The 20,374-nt window shown below is 57.6% G+C and carries 18 protein-coding genes; 6 read left to right on the top strand and 12 right to left on the bottom strand.

From position 1 onward, the window contains the following. Positions 1-125: 125 nt before the first annotated feature. Genes RHP75_RS09705 through RHP75_RS09695 form a run of 3 tightly spaced genes read left to right on the top strand, consistent with a single transcriptional unit; the run spans position 126 to position 3,185 of the window. Complete coding sequence (locus RHP75_RS09705; RefSeq protein ID WP_311091639.1) at positions 126-662, top strand: ATP-dependent zinc protease; 537 nt, start codon at positions 126-128, stop codon at positions 660-662. 5 nt (positions 663-667) lie between these two features. Further along, complete coding sequence (locus RHP75_RS09700; protein WP_311091638.1) at positions 668-2,194, top strand: inactive transglutaminase family protein; 1,527 nt, start codon at positions 668-670, stop codon at positions 2,192-2,194. Between the two features lie 4 nt (positions 2,195-2,198). Then, entirely contained in the window at positions 2,199-3,185 is a 987-nt protein-coding gene (locus RHP75_RS09695) for an alpha-L-glutamate ligase-like protein (RefSeq protein WP_090255909.1), read from the top strand. Positions 3,186-3,249: 64 nt separating this feature from the next. Here RHP75_RS09695 and RHP75_RS09690 read toward each other — a convergent pair whose 3' ends face one another. The 7 genes from RHP75_RS09690 to RHP75_RS09660 all read right to left on the bottom strand — a co-directional run bounded on the left by RHP75_RS09690 (position 3,250) and on the right by RHP75_RS09660 (position 14,026). Next, the gene (locus tag RHP75_RS09690; protein ID WP_311091637.1) at positions 3,250-4,395 is read right to left on the bottom strand and encodes a MalM family protein; all 1,146 of its coding nucleotides are present in this window, start codon (positions 4,393-4,395) and stop codon (positions 3,250-3,252) included. A gap of 9 nt (positions 4,396-4,404) precedes the next feature. Next, complete coding sequence (locus RHP75_RS09685) at positions 4,405-5,997, bottom strand: outer membrane protein transport protein (protein WP_311091635.1); 1,593 nt, start codon at positions 5,995-5,997, stop codon at positions 4,405-4,407. A gap of 18 nt (positions 5,998-6,015) precedes the next feature. Next, positions 6,016-7,023 (bottom strand): transporter, encoded by a 1,008-nt coding sequence (locus RHP75_RS09680; RefSeq protein WP_409079715.1) that lies wholly within the window; start codon positions 7,021-7,023, stop codon positions 6,016-6,018. Between the two features lie 39 nt (positions 7,024-7,062). After that, positions 7,063-7,824, bottom strand: coding sequence for a C39 family peptidase (locus RHP75_RS09675; protein WP_269380928.1), 762 nt, complete (start codon positions 7,822-7,824; stop codon positions 7,063-7,065). Positions 7,825-7,912: 88 nt separating this feature from the next. Next, the gene (locus tag RHP75_RS09670) at positions 7,913-8,347 is read right to left on the bottom strand and encodes a DUF6160 family protein (protein WP_311091633.1); all 435 of its coding nucleotides are present in this window, start codon (positions 8,345-8,347) and stop codon (positions 7,913-7,915) included. A gap of 244 nt (positions 8,348-8,591) precedes the next feature. Beyond that, positions 8,592-11,315, bottom strand: coding sequence for a LuxR C-terminal-related transcriptional regulator (locus tag RHP75_RS09665; RefSeq protein WP_311091632.1), 2,724 nt, complete (start codon positions 11,313-11,315; stop codon positions 8,592-8,594). Beyond that, positions 11,312-14,026: a LuxR C-terminal-related transcriptional regulator gene (locus RHP75_RS09660; RefSeq protein WP_311091630.1), complete on the bottom strand. Its 2,715-nt coding sequence runs from the start codon at positions 14,024-14,026 to the stop codon at positions 11,312-11,314. Before RHP75_RS09660 ends, RHP75_RS09665 begins: the two co-directional genes overlap by 4 nt. A gap of 163 nt (positions 14,027-14,189) precedes the next feature. Between RHP75_RS09660 and pabB the strand changes: the two genes are divergently transcribed. Beyond that, positions 14,190-15,539 (top strand): aminodeoxychorismate synthase component I, encoded by a 1,350-nt coding sequence (pabB, locus tag RHP75_RS09655; RefSeq protein ID WP_311091629.1) that lies wholly within the window; start codon positions 14,190-14,192, stop codon positions 15,537-15,539. Positions 15,540-15,593: 54 nt separating this feature from the next. Here pabB and thrH read toward each other — a convergent pair whose 3' ends face one another. Further along, positions 15,594-16,211 carry a bifunctional phosphoserine phosphatase/homoserine phosphotransferase ThrH gene (thrH, locus tag RHP75_RS09650; protein ID WP_311091628.1) on the bottom strand — a complete coding sequence of 206 codons (618 nt, stop codon included), beginning with the start codon at positions 16,209-16,211 and terminating at the stop codon, positions 15,594-15,596. A gap of 189 nt (positions 16,212-16,400) precedes the next feature. Between thrH and RHP75_RS09645 the strand changes: the two genes are divergently transcribed. Then, a complete protein-coding gene (locus tag RHP75_RS09645; protein WP_310288695.1) occupies positions 16,401-17,135 on the top strand; it encodes a phosphoadenylyl-sulfate reductase in 735 nt (244 codons plus the stop codon). Between the two features lie 67 nt (positions 17,136-17,202). On the opposite strand, the gene RHP75_RS09640 is transcribed toward RHP75_RS09645, so the two are convergent. Then, positions 17,203-17,484, bottom strand: coding sequence for a GNAT family N-acetyltransferase (locus RHP75_RS09640; protein WP_311091627.1), 282 nt, complete (start codon positions 17,482-17,484; stop codon positions 17,203-17,205). Positions 17,485-18,002: 518 nt separating this feature from the next. Between RHP75_RS09640 and oprI the strand changes: the two genes are divergently transcribed. Beyond that, on the top strand, positions 18,003-18,254 hold the full coding sequence (oprI, locus tag RHP75_RS09635) for an outer membrane lipoprotei OprI (protein ID WP_090242095.1): 252 nt from the start codon (positions 18,003-18,005) through the stop codon (positions 18,252-18,254). A gap of 136 nt (positions 18,255-18,390) precedes the next feature. Here oprI and RHP75_RS09630 read toward each other — a convergent pair whose 3' ends face one another. The 3 genes from RHP75_RS09630 to RHP75_RS09620 form a co-directional block, all read right to left on the bottom strand. Beyond that, entirely contained in the window at positions 18,391-19,344 is a 954-nt protein-coding gene (locus tag RHP75_RS09630; protein WP_311091901.1) for a L,D-transpeptidase family protein, read from the bottom strand. Positions 19,345-19,419: 75 nt separating this feature from the next. After that, the gene (locus RHP75_RS09625; protein WP_269380922.1) at positions 19,420-19,701 is read right to left on the bottom strand and encodes a hypothetical protein; all 282 of its coding nucleotides are present in this window, start codon (positions 19,699-19,701) and stop codon (positions 19,420-19,422) included. Positions 19,702-19,759: 58 nt separating this feature from the next. Next, on the bottom strand, positions 19,760-20,365 hold the full coding sequence (locus RHP75_RS09620; RefSeq protein WP_311091624.1) for an arylesterase: 606 nt from the start codon (positions 20,363-20,365) through the stop codon (positions 19,760-19,762). Between the last annotated feature and the right edge of the window lie 9 nt (positions 20,366-20,374).

The following is a 20,374-nucleotide window of genomic DNA, read 5'->3' as shown; positions in this document are numbered from 1 at the left end:
GCTGCCCGCTTAACGCTTGCAGAGGAATTTCTGACTGCCTGCTAGACTCCAAGCCCAGGAGCGCCAACCGCAACGCGCGCACCCGGCATTGCTCGACCCCTCATCAACACCATATCCCAGGACTTATGACACTAAAGCCCTCCATCCTTTTGCTATGCCTGCTACTTGCTCCCGGCCTGAGCTTCGCCGCGGAGAAGACAGTCTATGGGCTTAATGAATACGTCCGCTTATTCGACCTCGACTTAAGACTTGCCGCCAAGCTAGACACCGGCGCCAAGACCGCATCGCTCAGTGCTCGCGACATCAAACGCTTCAAGCGCGATGGCGAAACCTGGGTACGCTTCTATTTGGCTATCGACGAGGCGCACAGCAGCCCGATCGAACGCCCCCTGGCGCGCATCAGTAAGATCAAACGCCGCGCAGGCGACTATGATCCACAGGAAGAAAAAACCTATACGGCCCGCCCCGTGATCGAAATGGATGTGTGCATGGGCAGCAGCCTACGCACAATTGAAGTGAACTTGACCGACCGCAGTGCTTTCCAATACCCGTTGTTGATAGGCTCCGAAGCACTCAAACGCTTTTCGGCGCTGGTCGATCCGAGTCTTAAATACGCAGCAGGCAAACCTGCTTGTGCCCCTGACGCAAACCTTGGCGAGTAACTCCCATGCGCTCTCTTACCCTCCATCTGAAAGTCCTGGTCATACTCCTGGTGAGTCTGGGCATTCTGATCACGGCTTATCAGATCTTCATTCTCGGCATCCCGATGACCGAGGACGAAACTGATGACCTGTGGAACATCGACGCCAAAGTCGAGTTCCAGGCCAATCCACGCGAGCCGGTCAAACTGCAGATGTTCGTGCCGCCCCTGGCCCAGGATTACGTCAGCCTGAATGAGAGCTTTATCTCGAATAACTACGGTGTGAGCATCAACCGCGCCGACGGCAACCGCAAAGTCACCTGGTCGGCCCGTCGTGCCAGTGGCAAGCAGACCCTCTACTACCGCCTGGTGCTGACCAAGCGCTACAGCGGTGAACAAGCCAAGGCCAAAGGCCCGATCTTCCGCGACAGCATCCCGGTTGAGGGAGCCGAGAAGATTGCTGCAGAAGCGTTGCTTGCACCGATTCGCCAGCACTCGGCAGACGTCGAAACTTTTATCAGCGAGACCATCAAACGCGTCAACAACAGCAATGATGACAACGTCAAACTGCTGCTAGGCGGCGATGCCTCCACCCCGAACAAAGCCAAAGTCATCGAGCTGCTGCTGTCCATCGCCCACGTGCCGATGGAGCGCGTGCACACCATTCGCCTGGCCGCCGATATCCAGCAGAACCCTGAATTGTGGCTGCGCAGCTTCAACGGCGAGAACTGGCTGTACTTCAACCCGGAAAGCGGCGAACAAGGCCTACCGGTTGATCGCCTAGTCTGGTGGATCGGCGATGACAGCCTAGTCACGCTGGAAGGCGGCAAGCAGGCGCAAGTCAGCTTCAGCCTGAACAATAGCGAGATGAACGCTATTCGCCTGGCCAAACTGACCGACGAAAACACCGACGCCGACTTCCTCGAATACACACTCTATGGCCTGCCGCTGCAGACCCAGCAGACGTTCATGATCATGGTCATGATCCCGATCGGCGTGCTGGTGATCCTTGTCCTGCGCAACCTCGGTGGCCTGCAGACACTCGGCACATTCACCCCGGTGCTGATCGCCCTGGCCTTCCGTGAAACTCAGCTGGGCTTCGGCATTATCCTGTTTACCGTGATCACTGCCGCAGGCCTTTCACTGCGCTCCTACCTCGAACACCTGAAGCTGCAGATGCTGCCGAGGCTATCGGTGGTGCTGACCTTTGTCGTGGTTCTGATCGCGGTGATCAGCTTGTTCAGCCATAAGCTGGGCCTGGAACGCGGCCTGTCGGTCGCCCTGTTCCCGATGGTGATTCTGACCATGACCATCGAGCGTCTGTCGATCACCTGGGAAGAGCGCGGCGGTGGCCATGCCTTTAAAGTGGCTATCGGCACACTGTTCGCGGCAACTCTGGCGCACCTGCTGATGAGCGTGCCGGAGCTGAACTACTTCATCTTCACCTTCCCGGCCGTATTGATGATTCTGGTGGGCTTCATGCTGGCGATGGGTCGCTACCGTGGCTATCGCCTGACCGAACTGTTCCGCTTCAAAGCCTTCCTCAAGGACTAATGCCATGTTCGGTCTGATCAAGACGTGGAAAGCCCTAGAAGCCAAAGGCATCATGGGCATCAATCGGCGTAACGCGGACTACGTGCTGAAGTACAACAAACGGCACCTGTACCCGATCGTCGATGACAAGATCATCACCAAGATGCGCGCCATCGAAGCAGGCATCGATGTACCGGAAATGTACGGCATCATCGATACTGAAAAAGGCATCGATAACCTGCGCGCAATCATCGGTGACCGCCCGGACTTCGTGGTCAAGCCAGCGCAAGGCGCTGGCGGTGACGGCATCCTAGTGATCGCGGATCGCTTTGAAGAGAAGTATAAAACTGTCTCAGGCAAGATCATCAGCCACGAGGAGATCGAGCATCAGATCTCCAGCATCCTCACCGGCCTCTATTCCCTGGGCGGTCACCGTGATCGCGCGTTGATCGAATACCGCGTCACCCCAGACCAGATATTCAAAAGCATCAGTTACGAAGGTGTGCCGGACATCCGCATCATCGTGCTGATGGGCTATCCAGTCATGGCGATGCTGCGCTTGCCGACGCGCCAATCCGGCGGCAAGGCCAACCTGCACCAGGGCGCCATTGGTGTCGGTGTAGACCTGGCCACCGGCGTGACCCTGCGCGGCACCTGGCTGAACAACAAGATCAGTAAGCACCCGGACACCACCAATGCGGTAGACGGTGTGCAACTGCCTAACTGGGACGGCTTTATGAAGCTCGCCGCCGGCTGCTACGAGCTCTGCGGTTTGGGCTATATCGGCGTGGACATGGTGCTGGATCAGGACAAGGGCCCGTTGATTCTCGAACTCAACGCCCGCCCTGGCCTGAACATCCAGATCGCCAACGACTGCGGCCTCACCCACCGTGCCCACGCAGTCGAGGCGCGTATCGCCGAACTGCAGAAAAAAGGCATCGTCGAAACCGCCGAAGAGCGCGTGCGCTTCTCGCAAGAGCTGTTTGGCCATGTCTCGATTGCGCAAATCTGATTGATCGCACAAACAAAAAAGCCCGGACAATTCCGGGCTTTTTTGTGGCTGTTTGATTGAGTCACTAACGCACAATCGCCAACTCGAATGCGCCTTCATCGCTGTGTGCATGGGTCTGCATACCAGCCTCATCGACTGCCAGCGCCTGCAGGGGCCGCTTGAAGGGTTTGTTATCCAGGGTTTGCAGGCTGCGATCTTCATCCGTAGTCAATAGCAGCACATAGTGCTCACCGGCGGCGGCTCTTACCGGCACAGTGCCTTCGATAAAGGCATAGCGATACCAGGTTTCCGCATGCAGCTGATACACCGCATCACTCACCAGGCGTGTCGGCTGCTTGGCCTGATCAAGGAACAGCAAGGAGGGATAAGCGACCTGCTTGTTGGCGAAGCTGCGAATACGCAAACCGAAGTCGTACTGCGAGCGTGGCAGTTTCAGGGCAGCGTAGTAGCTCTTGCCCATGGGGAAATCCAGACTGGGGGAAAAGCGATTGAGCTCTTCATAACGTGGTTCATCGGCGCTTATAGGGGTGAAATCTTCCTCACTCAATTGCCCACAGCAACGCTCGACCAGCTCCTGATAGCGCCCCTCAACCTTCTCTTCAGCTCCGACCAGCAAGACCTGCATCGCGGCGGTGGGCTGCCCATCCAGCCCCGGCAAGGCTTGTGGTTTGGCGTCAAAGATCACTTCCCTACCCTGGGTAAGCGGCACATTGTGCAAGGTGGGTGTCGGCGCCTTGGCTCCCTTGGGCGGCACCTTGGAGTTACGCATGCGGCCCTGTTCGTCAACCCAAGTGAAGTAGCGGCCATCCTGCTCATCACGGGCAAAATCTCGTCCTTCCAATACATCCGAGCTTATGTAAGCACTGGAGCGCTCACCGGTTCCCAGAAGAATCTCATTGCCACCGGCTTGCACCTGCTGACCGGCGTAGAAGCTGTTCTGCAGATTGCCGCTGGCGTCCACCCAGGTGAAATAGCGCCGCTTGCTTTCACCACTGCTCTTGCTACCAGGCCAGACTGTTTCACCGTCATTCAAGCGCGCCTGATCGCTGCGCTGAATATTGCCGGTTGCAGCGCGCTGATGAGCCATATAGCGATTGTCTACAAAGCTGTTGTGCACCCGCCCCTGATCATCCACCCAGGTCAGGTAACGACCGCTGGCGCTAGCCTGCGTAGCCGCCCAAAACCCTATCAGCATCAGCACAATACGCATGACTGAACCCTAGAAAGTGGTGCGATAGGTCAACGCCAACACATAGGCTTTGACGCTGGTTTTAACATCCAGGTCGGCATAGGGGTTGTACACCATGCTGTCGATGGATGAGCAGCTGATATTGCAACTGGAGCGCGCCGGAATGTCCTGCTTGCTGACCAGGTAGTTGAAGCCCAGGTCGATCACCGTATCCTTATCCCACTGGTAACCCAGCCCCAGGCCATAGAGCTTGGCATCGCCCAAAGGCGCCAGCACGTCGGCCTTGTTGCCAGGAATTGCTGAAGGCCTTGGTTCATATCCCATCCGCAGGCTCAAGCGATCATTGACCTGATACTCGACACCAACGGCCCAGCTCCAGACGGACTCATAACCACGGTCAAGAATGATGCTGGTCGAGGTGGCGTTCTCCGGAGAGAACAGGCTGGCGATGGTGAGAATATCCAGCTGGCGATCAAACTCCAGCTCGAATTTGTCCCACGCGGCATAGTCGGTCCACTTCACATCCAGGTTGATTTGCCAACGCTCATGTGGCTTGAACTTGATGCCACTGGCAAAGTGCGCCGGGTAGGTCATGTTCAACGAGACGTTGCCCTGCTCCTTATCGAACAAACCGTCGGGCGTCAGGGTATTGAACACCGCACCGATAAACGAGCTGTCCAAGCCCTGCCAGAAGCCCTGCCAGTTCTCCGAATAATCCACTACATAGCGCCCTTTCAAGCGCATCTTGGCCTCGCTCTGATACACCGCGCCCAATGCAAACCAGTCGCTTGGCTCCCACAGGAAACCGACGTTCCAGGTGGGCGAAAGGGTCTGCTGCATATCGATGTCGATATTGGCGATGTCGGTGAAAGGCCCCAGCTCACCGCCGCAGATATTCAGGAAAATTTCGAACGGATTATTGTCCACCAGGCACAGTGCATCCTGAGCCACCCCGACAAACCCAGTGAGGATGCCTGGCGCACGGAAATCCTGATTAAGCGCCATGGCCTGATGGGAAAAGCCGATAGACAACCCCAGCGACAGTTCATCGTTGACCTGATATGCCAGCGAGGGTGAAAAGTAGGTCAGGCGCTGAATCACCAGTTCCTTGCCCTGATAGCGTCCAGGATCGTCGTCGTCACGGGCAAAGCCAAGCGCCTGGGGCGTGTACATATTGGTGGCGAAGGTCAGTTTGGAACCTGGCGGTGTGATGGACAGCCCTGCCAGCGGGGCAAACAGCATCGGCAACTCAGTAGCTCCACCAACACCCGGCAGGTACATCATTGCCGCCCCCGCGCGGCTCGACGAGTTGGCCACGGGGTCGTTATCCAGACCGAGAAAATTGCTGCCATAACCATCAGGCGCATCAAAATCGGCGCGAATATCCATCATCCCGGTGATGAATTTAACCGTGGTCTGCCGGCCCTTGAGTTTGCTCAGAGCTGCCGGGTTGTAATGCACCGCATCAATGCCGGTGAAATCGGCGGTTACCGCATTGCCGAGTGCCATGGCCTTGGGGCTGCCAATCGTCAGGTTCTGCGCTAGCTGGGCCTGGGCAAGCCCACAGCTGAGCGAAGCTGTCCAAAAAATCGCCTGCGTGAGCAGCGAAATTCGCGTGTTCATAGGAAGGTTCGCTCGCGTCTACTGGGCCTTCAGGCCTTTGATATCCAAAGGCATGGAAATGCCCAACAGCACATCTGGCGAATCCTCGGTCATCCCGAAACCTGCGTTGACGTTGACGATGCGCTCCGGCGAAGTACGCAGCCCCAGCGAGAAGTTCATCACCGCACTGGTCTGGCCTTTGCCTTCAGCCTCACCGTCAGCGAAGGTGAAGGTCGGCTTCAGCGAATGCGACATCTGATAGGACGTCGCCAACGACACGTCATAGGACAGTGCATAGGCAAAGCCCATGCTCAGGGAGAATGACGAGCCGGGGTCGACCTCTTCGAGCAAACGACCGCCACGTACCTGACCAATGCCGGTGATTGGCATGTTGTAGGTATAACCAACGGAGCCGAACAGCACGACCGGATCGATCACATAGGACATATTCGCACCTACGCCCAGGCTGTAGGTGCCGCTGCCCGTAGACAGGTCGCTCGCGGTATTGATGTCGTAAGGGCTATTACCCGTTGGTAAACCCAGGGTCGCGTAAAGAGTAGTAACCGGCTTGCCGCGTAAGGAAGTCCACGGCTGCCAACGCAGACTGGCGGAGATATCGCCGAGGCTATAAGCATCCAGGTCACGCTCGGTATCGTACTTGGCGACCATAGGCAAACGCACGCTGAAGGTCAGGTTGTCCCATACGCCATAGTCGAAGGTGAACGAGTTGGTAAAGGTGTGCTGTGCCTCGCTCTGGCCAATCACACTGAATACGTTGTTGCCGGTACGCACAGTCTCGATAACCGTATCGCGCAGCAGCGAATAATCGAAGCCATAGGTCAGGGTTCGCTCACCCTTTTTCAGCAAGGTGTAGCTCTTTTCCGCAGCCTGAAACACCTCCTCCAGCGCCTTGGCGCTATCAGCGTCGTCTTCCTGCTTGCTCAATGCTTCACGTGCCTGATCGACCGAAGTCGGGTCGTCGGCAAACACCGCTGAACTGGCAGCCCCTGCCAGCATGGCCAGCCATACATAATGCAAAACTCTCATGGCGCAGCCCCCAAATATTTATTGTTATGCCGGGCGTTCTTACTTGCGTCGGATATAGCGAATATCGCCCTCGGAACCCAGCTCTGTGGCCTGGTTCTCGGTGAACTTGGTCATCTGTGGAAACTCGCGAAATGCCAGCAAGCTGGTGGTGCGGTCATCGATGATGCGCAAATCCTGCTCGCTCAAGGCAAGGGCATTCGGCGGTTCATTGCCGTTGGGGAAAATCACAAACAGCACGTTCTGATCCCAGATTTCCTCAAAACGCGTACGGGTAAAACTGATATTGCCGAGTGCCGGATCCGCCACAAATACATGGTCGTTGTACACATCGCGCACCACCACAAAGTGTTTGAAGCCAGCATATTCGATAGGCACGATGGCCGGATGCTCAAGCGCGTCGAGATCGGCAAAGGCCGCGCGAAAGCCACCACTTTTGTAACCCAGCGCCGTGACAAACCGCTTCATGTCGAGCAGGGAAAAACCACGCCGTTCAACGATCTTGTCGGCCTCGCCAAACTGCAACAGGCCTTCCATCACCTGACGTTCCTGCAGGTTACGGCCAAGGAAATAATCCAGCAGCGAGGTCAGCGCAGCCGATCCACAGCTGTAGTCATAAGCCTGACGAATCACATTGCGAAACTGCAACTGGCTCATCGGCTCAAGCGTCACCGTCTCACGCAAAGGCCCATTCGGCAGCAAGTGCTGATTGATATGCACAGTGCCCGGCGCCGGCGGTTTGGTATCCACCGCCTCGGTAAAGCCCCACACACCGATCAGGCTGCCCAGCAGAATCTCGATCATCAGCCAACCGCACTCCTATCCAACAAGAGAAAAGTCCTACCGGCCGAAGCCGGTAAGACTTTTCATCACGCGGAACAACTAAGCGAACTTAGTGGCCCCAGACTTTTACGGTGGTACCAGCCATGTTCATGTCGTTAACAGCCAGGGAGCCAATGCTGGCAGCGCTGCTATCGCCAACTTTGATAGCGCCAACGCTCAGCTGACCAGTGATGGTCGGCAGGCTGATTTGCAGCTGCTGGGTGCCGCTGGCGTTTTCAACCACGTCAACTTTTACTGGTGCAGTGTCAGAGATGTTGAAGCCAGTGAAGGAAACGGTCTCCATACGCAGCGAACCGCCGCCAGCGTCGCCGTCGGTGTAAACCAGGCTACCGATGGTGCCGTTGAAGCTACCGGAGATGCTGATGCCATCCTGACCGGTTACGGTTGCCAGAGCAGTGTCATCCATGGCCTTGAGCTCAGCCTGAGCCATGAAAGGAACAGCCAGAACAGCGGTGGCCAGGGCCAGTTGCTTGAGGGTTTTCATTGTTATTGTCTCCACAGTTCACTAATGGGTTGTCCCCGGCAGGCTGCTCTGGACTCCTGTCCGTCTCAGCTACAGCGGCGTGCGCCGCTCACCAGGTCTGACACTGCTTCCCTATTCGCGTCAGGCTTGGAATCGTGAAGCACCATGCTTCTCGTCCTGACGTTAAAACTACTGGTGCATGTCCTGGCTGCCAGCCCATCCAAGGGATGGAGCGCCCATCTGGCGCAAATCCGGCAGCAAACGCTCAGGCTTCGCTCAACAACCCCAGGCTCTTGCCCTTCAATACCGCTTGCGTACGGCTGCGTACGCCCAGCTTGGCGAACAGGTTGTGCAGGTGCCATTTGATCGTGGCCTCTGACAAATGCACCGCCTGGGCGATATCACGGTTCGACAAACCAGCCGCGACAAAGCGCAGAATTTCTCGCTCACGATGGCTAACATCTTGATTTTCATCGAAAGTTTCTAGATCGATAGACAACCGACGGCATTGCTCGCGCAGTTGCTCGGCCAGCCCTTGCCAGGCACTGGCGCGTTTGGGTTCGGCGCTGTGCCAGGCATCCCAGAGCGGTAGCAGCCAGAGTGCATCATCCAGAAACATGCGCCGGTAACCGCTTGTCCAGGCATCTTCAAGCGTGGTTTTGAGCAAGACGAAGGCCTTGTCGCTGTTACCTTTGCGCCAGTACGCCACAGAAAGTAACAAGGAAAGACGCAGGCGCCGATCTCGCTGATGCTCGGCCGTCTGTTTGGCCAGGCAGGCCTCTAGCACCGCTTGCGCCTTGTCGGCACGACGTTCGGACAAAGCCAGCCGCGCTTCAGACAGTACCTGCACGGTTTCCGCATCGGCATACCGACCCGGCGGCAATACCGCCAGATGGCGCTGCAGCTGCAGGCAGATTCGCTCAGCCTCATTGGGCTTACGCAGCCACAGTAGGAACTGCACCTTGCAACTCATGCCCAGGGCGTAAACGCGTTCATAACCTGGGCCATGCAAGCCGGCCAGCCATTCATCCAGCTCCGCAAGGGCCGACTCACCTTCACCGGCAAAGAAACGTGCCTTGGCCATGACCAGCTTGCCGCGACTGATCAGCTCAATCGGTGTCGCCACATCACGCCAGGTTGTGGCCAGTGGAAGCTCGGCCAGAATGGCTGCATGTCGATCCTGCTCATAGAGCAAATCCGCATAAGCCAGGGCCAGCGGCCCGCCTACGCGGCTGCGCCGGCCAAATACCTGCTCGACCCGCGCCCGTGCACTTTCCGCCAATGTGCGGCCGCGCTCAGGCTGGCCCAGCTCCTTGCAGATTAATGCTTCAATCAGGCTGACCACCGCATGCAGGTACTCGCTATCGGCCTGCTCCAGGTTGTCGCGCGCGACCGCAATCGACTTGGCGGCATCGCCGAACTCACCCAACAATGCGTAAGCCGCAGCCTGAATACAGGACATGCTCGCGCGGAAAATCGGCTGATTATCTGGCACCAATGCCAGCCAGTGACGCGCCACCTTCAGCGCGCCCTCCAGCTTGTCCTGGTACAGCAGCACCAGCGCCTTGAGTACCTGGGCCACCGCCAACAACACTGCCAAACCAAAGTGCATCGGCTTGCCACGCCCCTGCATCAGGCGCGTGCTGACCTCCTCGATCAGCGCTTCAGCCTCGGCGTACTTCTGCTCGAAAGCCAACTGCCAGGCGTAGAAAATCTGGAACACCGGATGCTCGCGAATCACTTCGGCCGGCACATCCTTGAGGATCGCCAGAATGCCGTACACCTGATTACCAGCAATCAGTGTCGCGCCCTGGCGCTCCAGCAGCTCGGCGGCGAAAGCGTAATCACGTGCGCGCAAGGCGTACTTCACCGATTTATCGGTCAACTCATGACTTTCACACCAACGAGCAGCAGCGTGCAGCAGATGGGTCGGGTCACCCGCCCGGCTCAGGCGCCCCTGGAGGAACTCGGCAAACAGATGGTGATAACGGAACCACTCGCCCTGTTCGTCCAGCGCGATGATAAACAGCTGGGCAGTCTGCAGGCGCTTGAGTATTTGCGCGCCGTCCGTGCGCCCCGTCAGAGCGTTGCACAACTCTGCATTGAACTCGTCAAGCACCGAAGTCTGATCAAGAAACAGCTGCTGATCCTGCGGCAGATGATCAAGCACGTCTTCGGCCAGGTAATCGGCAATATTGCGCTCAGTACCTGACAGCCCAGAGAGAAATGCAGCGCGCTCAGGCTGCCGCGCCAGTGCCAGCGCCACCAAGTGCAAGGCCGTTATCCAGCCTTCGGTACGCCGGTGCAGCAAATCCAGCTCGGCGCTGCTCAGCTGCAATTGCTTGAGTTCGTGGAAATAGGCCTCAGTTTCGCTACGAGTCAGGCGCAGCTCGTCTGCCTTGATCCACAGCGCCCAGGGTGAAATAACCGGTTGCTCATCGAGAAAGCGCGGCTTGTAGCGGGTACTGCCGATCATTCGCACATTGGCCGGCACGTGCTTGACGAAATAATTGACCAGCGGCCCTAGATCGACATGCCGCACCCGATGAAAATCATCAAAAATCAGATACAGGTCGCCCTGAACCCTCTTCAGGTCGCCGATAAAGGAATCCAGCAACAATTCATTGGGCACACTCAGGTCGTCACGCAACAGACGTGCGGTGCTTGCGCCAAAGCCCGGCAGCTGCGCTTCGATGGCCGCAATCAGGTAATGCAGCAAACGTTGTGGCTCGCTGTCGGCTTCATCGCAGGACAACCAGGCAACCCGCGCGCCGGTCTCCAGCAAACGCAGACGAAACTGGCTGAGCACCGTGCTTTTACCGAAGCCAGCCGGTGCGCTGAGCAGAATCAGACGCTGCTCGCGGGCCTTGAACAACCGGTCAAGCAAGGCATCACGGGGCAACAAAGGCCGGCCAGTAGACTCAGCAGGAAACAGCTTGGTGCGCAGTAACGGCAACTTGCCCGGACGGGGTTTCGATTGGCTATTCATTGATCAAGAAGACTCAGTTCGCGCGCGCGGCGGATGGCTTGTGTGCGGTTACGCACCTTGAGCTTTTCGTAAATATTGTGCAGGTGCCATTTGACCGTACCCAGCGCCAGTGACAGCTGCTGACCGATCTCATCGTTCGACATGCCTTGAGCCGCCAGGCAGACCACCTCGCGCTCGCGCTCGGTCAGCCCTTCCTCAAGCACTTCCAGCGACTGCCGTGCGCTATTGCCCGGCCAGATGGCCAGTAAGCCGCGAATAAAGCCCTGTAGCGCCGGCTGGCGTTCGGCGGCCTCCAACTGCTGCAGCAACAAGCGAATGGCTTCGCCTTCCTCGACAAACAGGCTGCGTACACCTTCGCGCTCGGCACCGATCAGGCATTGCACCAACAGGCTTTGCGCACGCTCCTGGTAGCCCAGACGCTGATAACTCAGCGCCGCCAACAGATCGAGCCGCAGGCGCTGCAGGCCATGCCAGTTATCCAACAACATGCCGCGCAGCTGGGTAATTTCATGCAGCGCTTCGCTGTAATGACCGCGCGCCTGCTGCAGACGAATACGGGTCAGACCGCGCACCCACAGCACCGGGTTGAAGCGCATATGCTGGTAATGCTCGGCCAGCTTGTTCCAGTCCACGGTCTTGAGGCGCTGTTCGGCGCGTTTAAGCCGGTCCGCCGCAGGCTCCTGAAGAATCTGCACCACCTCATCGGCAACCGCCTGGGCGTAAAAGCGCCAGGACTGATTGCGTGCGGCTAGGTTCTGCATCAGCACCAAGCTGGCATAGGCATCCTTGGGGTTGTCCTGCATTCGCTGTACATGGGCCATGCACAACATGCCCTGGGCATACAGGTCGATCGGATTGATCACATCAACCGTGGCCAGCGCCCAGCGCAGGCGCTCTTCGATACCTTCCAGGCGTCCTTGGTTATAGGCAATCAGGGCTTCGGTGATGGTCGGCAGCGCCAGGGCCCGCGATCTATCGGCAAACCAGGGTATGACACGGGCGCGCAACTGGGCGAACAACAACTCGGCCTGACGGATCTGCCCCTGTTCCAGGCTCAGCAGCACCTCGACGTTGGCCAGCTGCATATCCAGATAGCGCCCTTCAAGGAAGTGATTGCGTTGTTGCGCCAGAGCCAGCAAGCGCTTGGCCTGATCTGGCTGGCCGATCATCACATTGGCCAGTGCGCCAACGATCAGCATTGCCACTTCGAGAAAGGCGGTGTGCTGACCCAACTGCACTTCAACCCGGCGCGCCAGGGCTATACAGGTCTGCAAATCATCCTTCTGCAAGGCGATAACCGACTTGATCGCCAGGGTCGCCAGCAGCTTGTCGCTTAACGGCGCCCCCGGCTTGGCCTCAGTCCAACGCTCAAGCAGTTCATCGAGCATGCGATTGGCTTCCACCAGGCCCAGCTCAGCCGCACGGGTCCAGACATCCGCCAGCACCAGCACCGGAAAGCGCTCGGCAATCTCGTCCGGAACGTGCTGACGCCATTTGTAGATCAGGTTGAGCTGACCACGGTTGATCAACTCCAGGCCGCAACCGTCGACCAATGCCGCCAGCATTTCCGGGTCTTCCGCCAGGCAGGCATGCTCGATGGCCAGGTTCTGCATATGGTGATTGGTGAACCACAGGCTGGCGTTGAAATGCAGTTGTTTGAAACGCTCCGGGTCGCGCTCTTTCAGGCGGCCGCGCAGAAACTCGGCAAACAGGTTGTGGAAGCGGTACCACTGACGCTCGCGGTCCAGCGGCAGGAGGAACAGCTGCATGGCCTCCAGCTCTTCCAGCAGATGCTGGCCGTCATGCCGCCCAGTCAGCGCATTGGCCAGATCACCACTGAGCTGCTGCGCCACGCCCAGAGCCAGCAGCAACTCCTGTTTGTCGGCGGGCAACTGCTCGAACACGCTGCGCAGCAGGTACGCGCCCACGGCCGCCTGATCGGTGCCCATATCGGCAATCTGTGCTGCAGCCTGAGGCTGATGGCGTAACCACAGGCTGGCCAGGTGCACCCCCACCATCCAGCCTTCGGTCTGGCTGTAGAGCGCAGAAAACGCCACTGCATCCAACTGCAGGCCACAGCGCTGCAGGTAATCGCGGGTTTCCGCCTTGCTTAGGCGCAACTCCTGCTCACCAATCTCCACCAGCAGATCCTTGGCGCGCAAAGTGGCCAGGTTAAGCGCCGGTTGCGAGCGGCTGCCGATGGCCAGGGTGAAGCCTTCAGGGGCAAATTTGATCAGACGATTGAGTGCGCTGAGCAACTCCGGATCCTGGATCAGGTGCAGGTCATCCAGCACCAGCAACAGCGGGCTTTCCAGCTGCGCCAGATCGACCAGCAGGCCCTCCATTACCGCAGAAACCGGCACACGCATGGTGTTCTGCAGGTAAGCCAGGGCTTCTGCACCAAAGCCCGGCAACAAGCGGGAAAGCGCCTCAATCAGCTGCAACAGAAACCGCGATGGCTCATCGTCACCCGGGCCAAGCGACAGCCAGGCCACCGCCTGACCACTTTGTTCGCGAGCATGGGCCAATGCGACCAACGCACTGGTTTTGCCAAAGCCAGCCGGAGCTGCCAATAGCAGCACCCGCGCATGTTGGTTGGCGCTCAGGGCAGATTCAAGCTGCGGCCTGACCAGGTATTCCGTAGAAGCCTGGGGAGGCATTAGCTTGGCGCGCAAAAGGCTGCCTGCGGCAGGATCCATTACTTCATCCATGGCCTTGATCCCGTAATAATTATTGTTTTATGAGTCACATCGAACATCTGGGGACCTTTCCATACTAATGAGCTCAAGCATCCCGAGTAAACCCACGCGCAAGCTCTAGGATGAATGTTGGCGACGTTCTACAATCGGCGTCCGCGCACCTTGAAAGTGTCATATGCCTACTTGCCTTGTACAGGCTCTGCCCTACCTCGCAGACCCTTCGCGTTACTTCAGCAGCGTCATGCATGCCCCAGGTGCAGTCTTGCTGGATGCCGGGCGCCCGACCGCGCAGCGTGGACGCTATGACCTTATCAGCGCCTGGCCATTGGCAGAGCTGGCACCGACACCTGACGAAACGGCCAACGCTTTCCTGCAACGTCTGCGCCAGAGCCTTGCAGGCCTCGGCACTTGCCAGTCGCCGGCAGATAATCCGCTTCCGTTCGTCGGTGGGTTGATTGGCTACCTGAGTTACGACTTCGGCCGCAGGCTGGAACAGCTGCCGGCCCAGGCAGTCGATGACCTAAATCTGGCCGATGCCCGTTTTGGCCTCTACGCCTGGGCCCTGATCACCGATCACCAACAACAGCGCAGCCAGCTGATGTTTCACCCAAGCTTGGACACGGCGGAACGCCAACGTCTGAGTGAGCTATTCGCAACGTCGACAACGCCCGAGCCGCAACCTTTCAGGCTGTTGGAGCATTTCCAGTCCGACATTAGCGAAGCCGAATACCAGCAATGCTTTGCACGTATTCAGGCCTATATCCAGGCCGGCGACTGCTATCAGGTTAATTTTGCGCAACGCTTCCGTGCAGGCTATCAAGGCTCGCCATGGACGGCTTATCAGGCCTTGCGCGCCGCATGTCCAACGCCATTTTCGGGCTATCAGGCGTTGCCAGGCGGCGGGGCAGTTATCAGCCTGTCGCCTGAGCGGTTCTTACGCATCAGCGAAGGTCAGGTGGAAACCCGACCGATCAAGGGCACCCGCCCACGGCATGCCGACCCGCAGCAGGATCAAGCCCAGGCCGACGCCCTGCTCAGCAGCCAGAAGGATCGTGCGGAAAACCTGATGATTGTCGACCTGCTGCGCAATGACCTGGGGCGTAGCTGCCAAGTAGGCTCGGTGCGAGTGCCGGAACTCTTTGCTCTGGAGAGCTACCCCAATGTGCATCACCTGGTCAGCGCCGTAACCGGCGAACTGGCGGCCGACAAGGACGCCCTGGACCTGATCGCCGGTAGCTTCCCCGGCGGTTCAATTACCGGCGCACCGAAAATCCGCGCCATGCAGATCATCGACGAACTGGAGCCGACCCGCCGCGCGCTTTACTGCGGATCGCTGCTGTACCTGGATGTGCGCGGCGAAATGGACAGCTCGATCGCCATCCGCAGCCTGCTGGCCAAGGATGGGCAGATCAGTTGCTGGGGCGGCGGTGGCATCGTCGCCGACTCCAATGGCCAGGCTGAATACCAGGAGTCGATTACCAAAGTCAGGGTGCTGCTGGAGACACTGGAACAGTTCTGCGACTAAAAACACCCACGTACAAAAAAGCCCGCAAAAGCGGGCTATTCAATACCGGGCCTATTACAGGCTCAGTGGGCGGTTGGACGCCTTGAGGAACTCGCGCTTGAGGTCTTCATAGGTGTGTACCGCTGGGAATTGCGGGAATTCGCGAATCACATTGTCCGGCGCATGGAACAGGATACCGGCGTGGGCTTCGCTGAGCATGGTGGTGTCGTTGTACGAGTCGCCCGCCGCAATCACGCGGTAGTAAAGGCTCTTGAACGCAATCACCGACTGACGCTTGGGATCCTTCTGGCGCAACTGATAATCCACTACCCGATCCGTTTCATCGGTGATCAGCTTGTGGCATAGCAGAGTCGGGAAACCCAGCTGACGCATCAGCGGCTGGGAGAACTCATAGAAGGTGTCCGAGAGAATCACCACCTGAAAGCGCTCGCGCAGCCAATCGACAAACTCCACCGCGCCCTCCAGCGGCTTGAGTGTGGCGATCACTTCCTGAATGTCGGACAGTTTCAGGCCGTGCTCATCGAGGATGCGTAGGCGCTGTTTCATCAGCACGTCATAGTCCGGAATATCCCGGGTGGTCGCTTTCAGCGATTCGATGCCAGTTTTTTCCGCGAAGGCGATCCAGATTTCCGGGACCAACACGCCTTCCAGGTCGAGACACGCGATTTCCACAGGACACTCCTAGCTTGGATTTATTTGAGAAGGCGGCACTCTAGCCGCTCCCCTAAAGCTCTGCAACGCAGAGCTTTATACCCAAATCAGAGGTCTACTACGGCACTTGGTTATTTAGTCGTATAACCGGCTTTTGCTACCATCGCCACACAAAGACGCGCGACGTCACCATAACTAGGAATTCAGCCGATGAGCCAACCCTTCGATGCAGCCGAGCTGGCGGCGAGCTACGCCAATAAGTCGCCCCAAGACATTCTCAAACTCGCCTTTGAACACTTTGGCGATGAACTGTGGCTGTCCTTCAGCGGCGCGGAAGATGTGGTACTGGTCGACATGGCCTGGAAACTCAACAAGAACGTCAAAGTCTTCAGCCTCGACACTGGCCGCCTGCATCCGGAGACTTACCGTTTTATAGATCAGGTGCGCGAGCACTACAACATCAGCATCGACATACTCTCGCCGGAGGCCGCCGCGCTGGAGCCCTTCGTCAAGGAAAAGGGTCTGTTCAGCTTCTACAAGGACGGCCATGGTGAATGCTGCGGCATCCGCAAAACTGCCCCACTACGCCGCAAACTTGCCACGGTAAAAGCCTGGGCCACAGGCCAGCGCCGTGACCAAAGCCCCGGCACGCGCAGCCAGGTTGCCGTGGTGGAAATCGACGGTGCCTTTTCTACAGCGGATAACACCCTATACAAGTTCAACCCGCTGGCGCAGATGAGCAGCGAAGACGTCTGGGCCTATATCCGCATGCTTGAGCTGCCCTATAACAGTTTGCATGAGCGCGGTTTTATCAGCATCGGTTGCGAACCCTGCACCCGCCCGGTACTGCCCAATCAGCACGAACGTGAAGGCCGCTGGTGGTGGGAAGAGGCCACGCAGAAAGAATGCGGTCTGCATGCCGGCAATCTGATCGCCAAAATCTGACTCGCAGGCACAAAGACAGATATAAAAAAGGCCAGTCACTGACTGGCCTTTTTCTTGTCTGTTTCACTCAGCTTTTATCCGCCTGACGCTGACGGCGGACCATGTAGCGCTCTACGTAGGAACATGAAGGAATCACCGTATAGCCTAGCCGCTCGGCATACTGCAGCGCATGCTCGGTCAACGCCGCCGCGATCCCGCGCCCACGCAACGAATTGGGCACGAAGGTGCGATAGATATCCAGGGTTTGCTTCCCAAGATCCATATAGGCCAGGTATGCCCGATCACCATCCACTGTGGTCTCGAATTGATGGCCTGCCAGGTCATGGTGAATGGACAACGCCTCGCTCATCGCAACTCCTCTGTTAACTCACGCAACCCGTTTTCGCTTCTGCAGCCATCGGGTTACAGCACCTTGCACCTATTAAGTTGTAGGCAATTACTACGAGCTTATCAGGCCAAAACCTGCGAGGTCACGCGAATCAATAACTTAGATCGCCTGGCAGGGTATTTCGATACTCACACAAGCCAAGGGTTGCCTCTGTCAGCGATGCATGTAGACCCTGCTCCCTCTGGCAATTCACGCATGAAAAACTACGGCCTCACTTATCAGCCACCTTCAACAGTCCGCGCAGCTAGAAAAGTGCTCTTAAGCACTGCGCAAAGAACTGCCAAACGCCCTAGAACTGATTGTTTTTTAACCAAAAGATACCGAATAGGCGGCCGACTATGCATTAAGCAGAAAAAAACTCTGGCGGCTTGCCTTGCCTCCGTTTACTTACTACAAGTTACAGGTAGTATGTACGCCGGCTAATTTCCTACCATCAGGAAATTGCTTTTATGGAAAAACTCCACCTCAAGGGGAACACGATGAACAACGTTCTGAAATTCTCTGCTCTGGCATTGGCCGCAGTTCTGGCTACCGGTTGCAGCAGCATGTCCAAAGAAACTGAAGCTCGTCTGACTGCAACTGAAGATGCAGCCGCTCGCGCTCAAGCCCGTGCCGACGAAGCCTACCGTAAGGCTGATGACGCTATGGCTGCTGCTCAGAAGGCTCAGCAAACTGCTGACGAAGCCAATGAGCGCGCTCTGCGTATGCTGGAAAAAGCCAGCCGCAAGTAATAGCTCACAAGGCTATGACAAGCCGACCCAGTTTCTGGGTCGGCTTTTTTATTGCCAAGAGAATACGTCGCCCTTCAACAGGCAATAAAAAACCCGTCAGCGCTTACGCATAACGGGCTCTTTGAACAAACTGAAGTCAGATAGCAGGCTCACTCGCCGCCATGGCCTGATCAGGTTGAGCAATTTCAACCGGCAAACCGTCTTCAGCAGCAACTACTTCGCGCAGCATTTCCCAGTCCAGACGCAGGTCGGCAAACTGATCATTTTTCAGCAGTGCGTTGATTACAGCGGTGTGTTTATCGACAACCGAAGCATCACCAGAATCATCCAAAGGTGCGTGCGCTTCCAGATAAACCTTACCGCCACTGCGACCGAACTTGTAAGGCTCGTTGATAATGCGCACCGAAGTACCCACGGAAACCATCGATGCCAGCTTCAGTACGTTGTGGTTGAGCATGCGGAAACAACCATGACTTACCCGCATACCAATACCAAACTTCTTATTGGAGCCATGGATCAGGTAACCCGGCACCGACAAACCTAACTTGTATGGGCCAAGCGGATTATTAGGGCCTGGCGGCACGTAAGCCGGCAACGGATCGCCATCGGCAGCATGCTCTTCGCGGATCGACTTGGGTGGAGTCCAGCCTGGGTTAGGCGTTTTGGCCGTGATACGCGCATTGGCAACCGGCGAACTCCAGCCTTCGCGACCAATGCCAAGTGGATAGGTGTAAACCACGTTACGACCTTTCGGGTAGTAGTACAGGCGGTATTCCGCAAGGTTGATCACGATGCCTTCGCGCGGACCAGGCGGCAGGATGTAGCGCGTCGGCAAAATAATCTCGTTGCCTGCACCCGGAAGCCAAGGATCAACACCCGGATTAGCCACAACCATCTCCAGATAACCCAGATCATTGACTACACCCAGATCGGCAAAGGTATCTTCATACTTGGCCTTGATCACCTGCACTTCGCCAACGATATCCTCGCCAGGTGATGGCAGAGGAAACTCAAGGGCATTGGCAGAGGCTACCGCGAAGACAGCGGCAAGCGGCAGGCAGCGGGTGACGGCAAGGGCACGCGACAACATCCGGAAATTCCTGACGAAAATGGTTGGTAAAAGTAAGAAGCGATTGTACACCGATTGATCAGCCGCTTGGATAGCTCAACGCCCCGGCAATGCTGGGCGATCGCCGCGTTTCTGCGCCTCAAGTGTGGCCCGGCACGCCGGACACAAGCGCTTATCACGCAGCATTGTCTTATCCAGGTCGCGCCACACTGGCTGCGCGGGCAGTAAACCACCGCACAATGTGCGATCGGCAAACTGACCCAACTCAAGCTGACGCGCCAGCAGATGCACGCGCACTTCGCGGCAGGCGAACAGGTCAAGCTGTTCGTCGGGCTCGATCAGTTGATAGGCGTGTAAGGACCAGGCAGGGCGCGGCATTGAGGGCTCCAGTGCGGGGCCGCCACATTAGCCGAAAGGCACGGTGCAGAAAAGCCTGTCAGAGCAAAGGTTTCAGGGTCGGCCAGACGTTTTCCAGCAGCTTGGGTTGCGCTTCGGCAGTGGGGTGAATGCCGTCGTTTTGCATCAGCGAAGGCACACCACCTACGCCCTCCAGCACGAAAGGCACCAGGGCAGCGTCATGCGCCTGCGCCACCTTGGGGAACACCTCAGCGAACGCCGTGGTGTAGCGCACACCGTAATTGGGCGGTAGCTGCATGCCAAGGATCAGCACCTTGGCGCCCTTCTGCTGCGATGCCTGCACCATGGCCGCAAGGTTTTGTTGCAATTGCGCCGGGGGCTGGCCACGCAGGCCATCGTTGCCTCCCAACTCGATAATCACCAGCTCCGGCTGATGCTCTGCAAGCAGCGCAGGCAGCCGTGCGGCGCCGCCTGCGCTGGTATCGCCGCTGATCGAAGCATTGACCACCTGATGCTCAAAACCCTCCTCCGCCAGGCGTTTTTCCAGCAAAGCGACCCACCCCTGGCGGGTATCCAGGCCAAAAGCCGCGCTGATACTATCGCCGACGACCAGTACGGTACCCGCGAACGCCGCAGGCCCCCACAGCAGCAGGCTCAGGGCAGTACCGATCAACCACTTACGCATTGGATTCTC

This window comes from Pseudomonas sp. SG20056 (genome assembly GCF_031764535.1).
Taxonomy (GTDB): domain Bacteria; phylum Pseudomonadota; class Gammaproteobacteria; order Pseudomonadales; family Pseudomonadaceae; genus Aquipseudomonas.
Note: the sequence above shows the minus strand (reverse complement) of the source record. Positions and strands in the feature narration are given on the sequence as shown.